We start from the raw sequence: 4868 nt of genomic DNA on the forward strand, positions 1-4868 counted from the left end.
CTGACCCTGCCGCGCGGGCCCGCGGGTCGGGCTGCGCCCTCCCCCGCTCTGCTCCGCCGAAAACACGGGGTTTTCGGACGGTTCAGACCGGCGGAAGCGCCGCCCATCGGCGGAAAGGGGCGCCAGACCCCGCCGCCATCGCAACCAAGGAGACGATCATGATGTTCAACCGGTACATGCGCGGGATGTCGAACGGCGGCATCGCCACCGGCGAGGCGCTGACCAATGCAGAGCTGCAGGCCCGCGTGCCCTCGATCTTCGCCGCCGAGGCCCATGAGACCCGCAGCGCCCGCTTCACCCCCGTGCCGACCATCCAGGTCCTCGACGGGCTGCGCGCCGAGGGGTTCGAGCCCTTCTACGCCCAGCAGGCCCGCAGCCGGATCGAGGGCAAGGCCGCTTTCACCAAGCACATGGTCCGCCTGCGCCATCGCGGCCTGACCAATGGCGAGGACGAGGCCTTCGAGATCATCTTGGTTAACGCCAACGACGGGACCAGCTCGTACCAGATGATCCCCGGCTTCTTCCGTTTCGTCTGTGCGAACGGGCTGATGGCGGGCGAGACCTTCAACGAGGTGAAGGTGCGCCATTCCGGCGACGCGGTCTCGGAGGTGATCGAGGGCGCCTACACCGTGCTGGAGGAAGCCCCGCGCATCACCGAAGCCATGTCCCGCTTCAAGGGCATCGCGCTGGAAGACCCCGAGCGCCTCGCCCTCGCCGAGGCCGCGCATATGCTGCGCTTCCCCAAGGCGCATGAGGCGCAGCCGACGCCGGCCCCGGTGCAGGCCGATGCGCTCACCCTGCCCCGGCGGCGCGAGGATCGCGCAACGGACCTCTGGACAGCGTTCAATGTCGTCCAGGAGAACGTGATCCGCGGCGGGCAACGCGGCATGGTCCGCACCGATCGCGGCTATAAGCGCCGCACGGTGCGCGAGGTCTCCGGCATCGATCAAGGCAAGGCGCTCAACCGCGCGCTCTGGACCTTGACCGAGCGCATGGCGGAGCTGAAGGCGGGTTGAAGATCGGAGGGGCGGGGGTGATCCCCGCCCTTCCCCCGAGCCGAGACGCCGCCGAAGCGGGCCGGGCGCTGCGCGCCCGGAAGCCTCTCGCCCCGCCCTCTGACGAGGTCGGAGAGCCCGCCCGCCCACCCCTTTGGGGCGGCGGGTCGGGAGATTACTGCAGTTCCAGCTTGATGCTGCGACCGACAACCCTCGCCGCCCGCGCCAGGACCGCGAGGGTCACGCCGTCGTTGGAGGGGTCAAGCAGGCGGTCGAGCTGCGAGCGGCTTGTTTCCAGACGCCTCGCCATCTCGACTTTCGAAATATGCTGCTCTTCCATCGCTGCCGCCAGCTGGAAGGCCAGGACGCGCTTCACGGCCTGTTCCGTGGTTTCCTCATAGGTTCCCTGCTCTTTGAGGAAATCCTCGAAGAGGGCGCCCGCCTTCCCACTTTCCGCTTCAGTGCTCATTTCAGACCTCTCATCCTCTTTTCCGCGAGATCCAGCTCCTTGTCCGGGGTCTTCTGCGTTTTCTTGATGAACCCATGGAGCAGAACCATGCTGTCCTCATGAGCGCAGAAGAAGACGCGGGCGATCCGGCCGCCTGGAAGGGTCGTGCGTATCTCCCACAAGCCCTTGCGGCCCTTGATGGACCGGCAGAGAGGCATGCCTATCGGCCATCCGAACTCTGCCGTTCGAATATCATCGCCAATCGCCTTGCGATCTTCCGGGCCAAGCTCCAGGAGCCAGTCTCGAACTGGTATCCTGCCTGCGTCGGACTCGAAAAACCGGGCAGGGAGGCGCTTTCGATCATTCATAGCAGATATGTACCTTATAAGGTACAGATTCGCAATCCCGTCTTCAAGGCAGGAAACGGAGGGGCGTGGTCACCTCAAGGGTTAAAGTTATCGCTAATGTTAATTTTAGATCCATAGTTAATTACAGATGCATCTTTAACTATGGATCTAATGTTATGGTTAGCGTTGACGTTGGATTTGGATCTGGCATTATGGCTGCATGTACGTCATCACCTTCGCCAACCCGAAGGGCGGTTCGGGGAAAACCACCTCCGCCATGCTGCTCGCCGAGCAGATCGCCATCTCGGGCGGCCGTGTGGCCGTCCTGGACCTCGACCCGAACGCCAATATTCTTGCCTGGGCGCAGGCGAGGCGCGCACAGGGCAGGGAAGTTCCCTTCGCCGTGCATGCGCGCCCTCAGGCCGAAGAAACGGTCGAGCTGATCGACAGCATCGGCGAGAAAGCCGATTATCTGATCGTCGACCTCGAAGGGTCGAAGGATCAGATCGTGACCTTCGCTCTTTCCAGAACCGACCTTTGCGTCATTCCGCTCGACGGCTCCCCAATGGAAGCGCGCCAGGCGGCGGCGGCGGTCAAGCTGGTGCAGACCACGGCCAGCATGATCCGGTCGCCAATCGCCTACACACTGCTGTTCACGCGGACGAACGCCGCCTTCCAGTCCACCGACGAGCGGGACGTGCGCGCCGAAATGTCGGCGAGCGACATCGCCGCCTTGTCCGTGCGGGTCGCCAAGCGCGCGCCCTACACCCGGATCTTCCGGGATGGCGTGCTGCTCTCCGAGCTGCCCGACATCGTGGCGAAGGAGATGGAAGGGAAGACCGCCTCCGTCACCGAGAAGGCGATGAAGCAGGTGGCCTCCGCCATCGAGAACGCCCGCGACTACGCGCAGGCCGTGATTGAAACCCTCACCCAGGAGAGGGCGGCATGAGCGGCAAGTACGGGTTCGACAAGGGCATCGACCTCCCGCCTGTGCCTCCGAAGGCGAAGCCTAGACCAGCGCCTGCCGCCGCAGCCATATCCGAAGCGGTGGAGGCCGGGCATGCGCAGGGGTTCGTCAGCAGAGAACCCTCCACGCGCCTGAAGCCGGGGCCGAAGCGCAGAGAGCCCCAGGACAAGGTGTCGATCCCGGGCCCCAAGCGCGTGACGGACGAATTCCGCGCCTTCTGCCGGGCGCGGAACATCACGCTTTGGGAAGGGTTGGAGCTGCTGCTGGCGCAGCACCCTGACCGGCGGGGTTAAGGCCTGCCGCGCCGCTCGAAAACTTTGCGGCAGAATCCCAGGAAGGCTTTGTCCGGATTGGCAGGCGCATCGAGGCCTCCATCCGCCATCCAGACCCGCCACTCCTGCTCCAAGGCGTAGACGTCCCAGCCGGGCGCAACTTCGCGCGCCTGGCTGTAAGCGTCAGGAGTCAGCCGCACCATGGCCGTCGTCAGAGCCTCGATCACGGGCTCTGGTTGCCGGCGGTTCGCGAATACGACCACGTCGTCCTCAAGCCGCACGGAATAGTCCGGCATGTGATCGTGCTGGGCGTCCTGCTCGGCGATGGTGCCGATCAGGCGCTTGAACTCCCGCGAGGTGGAGGCCGAGCCGCATTTTCGCTGCAGGGTGGCGAGGGTGATCCGCCACTCCGCTTTCGCACCGCAATGCTTGCGCGCGATTTCATAGATGCGCCGCTCCAGCGGTTTGCGCAGGCGGAAATAGTTCCGATGCAGGGTCAGCACCTCTCGCGCCTGGATCGCGTTGAAGACCCAGTCGGAGAGAACGATCTCGATCTCCTGCATGCGCCCGTCACGGGTTTCACGAATGACCCGCGCCCGGTCGATGATGCTGAAGATGTCGAGCTGCTCGACATCGCCGGTCACGATGTTGGTTTCAATCTGGGTTCCCTGCAGGCGGAGCAGAGCGCTCCTAAGCCCCTCATAGCCTCGCCCATCCGTGACGCGGTTGGTCGCCTTGAGCAAGTCGAAGGCTTTGAGGCGAACGGTCCTGGAAACCTTCTGCCCGTCGTTCAGCGCTGCCATGATCTGGCTGATGCAGTAGATCAGCACGTCGCGATCATGGATGGTCGCGAGCCCGTCGGCCGAAGGGCGCACCTCCACATACTTCTTCCCTGATCCGTCTTCGTAACGGCGGATCCGCCTGTCCGGCTTCGTAGACAGCGAGAAGATCGGATGGGCCATGGACGCCATGTCCCCTTTCAGGCTGGCGTCGAAGATATCACAGACGAAAAAATCTCCCTGCTCCAGCCGGTCAGGCAAGAGGGGAGAACGGTCGCCATCTTTCGTGATTTCACACACCATACGCTGAGTTTCGTGATTTCACCCACCGCGGTCAAGGGATTCGTGAGATCACCCACATCAGCCGTTTTGCCCCAAGGGGGCCAGCGTGGAGAGATGCGCGTTCACCAGCCAGTATCGTGATTTCACCCACAGCAGCCGTCTTTCGTGACTCTACACACGCCCTTTCGTGACTCTACACACATTCTTTCGTGACTCTACACACGTGCTGGTGAAAAAAGGCTTTATCTTTCAAAAGGTTCCTAAGGTTTATCCACAGCGTAACACTACATATAACACATATTTAACACAGAGCCCCTTGGGCAAAGCGACTCCTTGAGGAAGGGACGCGGGGTGTCTCTAAGGCAAGGACATACAGGACGGCACTCCCGTCGACAGCAAATGGACTGCAACAGCTTGGGCACGCAGCCTTTGCTGAAATAGGAGAAAAGCATCATTCTTCCTCTCTGAACTGCCATGCCAGCGCCTGGGACAGGATCATCCGCCCGAGCCGCCCCTCCTGCAGGATCCCCAACGGATCGAGCAACTCGCGCGCCCGCGCCCAGGCCGCGGCATCCATCGCCCGCCCGACCTGGATCACCTCGGACCTCCGTGCGGGCTCCGCCATGAGGCCGAAGACGTCACCCGCCAGCAGCGCGGCTTCGTAGTCGCGCAGCGCGTTGGCGAGGATGATCCGCAGCGCTTCCTTCGCGCCATAGACCGCCTCGGCCCGGTCGAAGAGAGCAGAGCTGCCCGGGGCGGGCAGGGGCACGCTCGCCTT

The 4868-nt window shown here is 63.4% G+C and carries 7 protein-coding genes; 3 read left to right on the forward strand and 4 right to left on the reverse strand.

Annotation, left to right across the window (positions count from 1 at the left end):
• Nucleotides 1-158: 158 nt before the first annotated feature.
• Entirely contained in the window at nucleotides 159-1016 is an 858-nt protein-coding gene (locus BM064_RS26230) for a DUF932 domain-containing protein (protein ID WP_092866437.1), read from the forward strand.
• A gap of 154 nt (nucleotides 1017-1170) precedes the next feature.
• On the opposite strand, the gene BM064_RS26235 is transcribed toward BM064_RS26230, so the two are convergent.
• Both BM064_RS26235 and BM064_RS26240 read right to left on the reverse strand, forming a co-directional pair.
• A complete protein-coding gene (locus BM064_RS26235) occupies nucleotides 1171-1464 on the reverse strand; it encodes a helix-turn-helix domain-containing protein (protein ID WP_092866440.1) in 294 nt (97 codons plus the stop codon).
• Entirely contained in the window at nucleotides 1461-1811 is a 351-nt protein-coding gene (locus BM064_RS26240) for a type II toxin-antitoxin system RelE/ParE family toxin (protein ID WP_092866443.1), read from the reverse strand. The genes BM064_RS26235 and BM064_RS26240 overlap by 4 nt, the downstream gene beginning before the upstream one ends.
• A 199-nt stretch (nucleotides 1812-2010) precedes the next feature.
• Between BM064_RS26240 and BM064_RS26245 the strand changes: the two genes are divergently transcribed.
• Nucleotides 2011-2739 carry a ParA family protein gene (locus BM064_RS26245; protein ID WP_092866446.1) on the forward strand — a complete coding sequence of 243 codons (729 nt, stop codon included), beginning with the start codon at nucleotides 2011-2013 and terminating at the stop codon, nucleotides 2737-2739.
• The gene (locus tag BM064_RS26250; protein WP_092866449.1) at nucleotides 2736-3050 is read left to right on the forward strand and encodes a hypothetical protein; all 315 of its coding nucleotides are present in this window, start codon (nucleotides 2736-2738) and stop codon (nucleotides 3048-3050) included. Before BM064_RS26245 ends, BM064_RS26250 begins: the two co-directional genes overlap by 4 nt.
• Here the strand turns inward: BM064_RS26250 and BM064_RS26255 are convergent.
• Complete coding sequence (locus BM064_RS26255) at nucleotides 3047-4111, reverse strand: replication initiator protein A (protein ID WP_092866452.1); 1065 nt, start codon at nucleotides 4109-4111, stop codon at nucleotides 3047-3049. The genes BM064_RS26250 and BM064_RS26255 overlap by 4 nt on opposite strands.
• 430 nt (nucleotides 4112-4541) lie before the next feature.
• The coding region (locus BM064_RS26260; RefSeq protein ID WP_143103477.1) for a VirC2 family conjugal transfer protein at nucleotides 4542-4868 on the reverse strand (327 nt) is incomplete at its 5' end.

Source organism: Albimonas pacifica, from assembly GCF_900113695.1.
Taxonomy (GTDB): Bacteria; Pseudomonadota; Alphaproteobacteria; order Rhodobacterales; family Rhodobacteraceae; genus Albimonas; species Albimonas pacifica.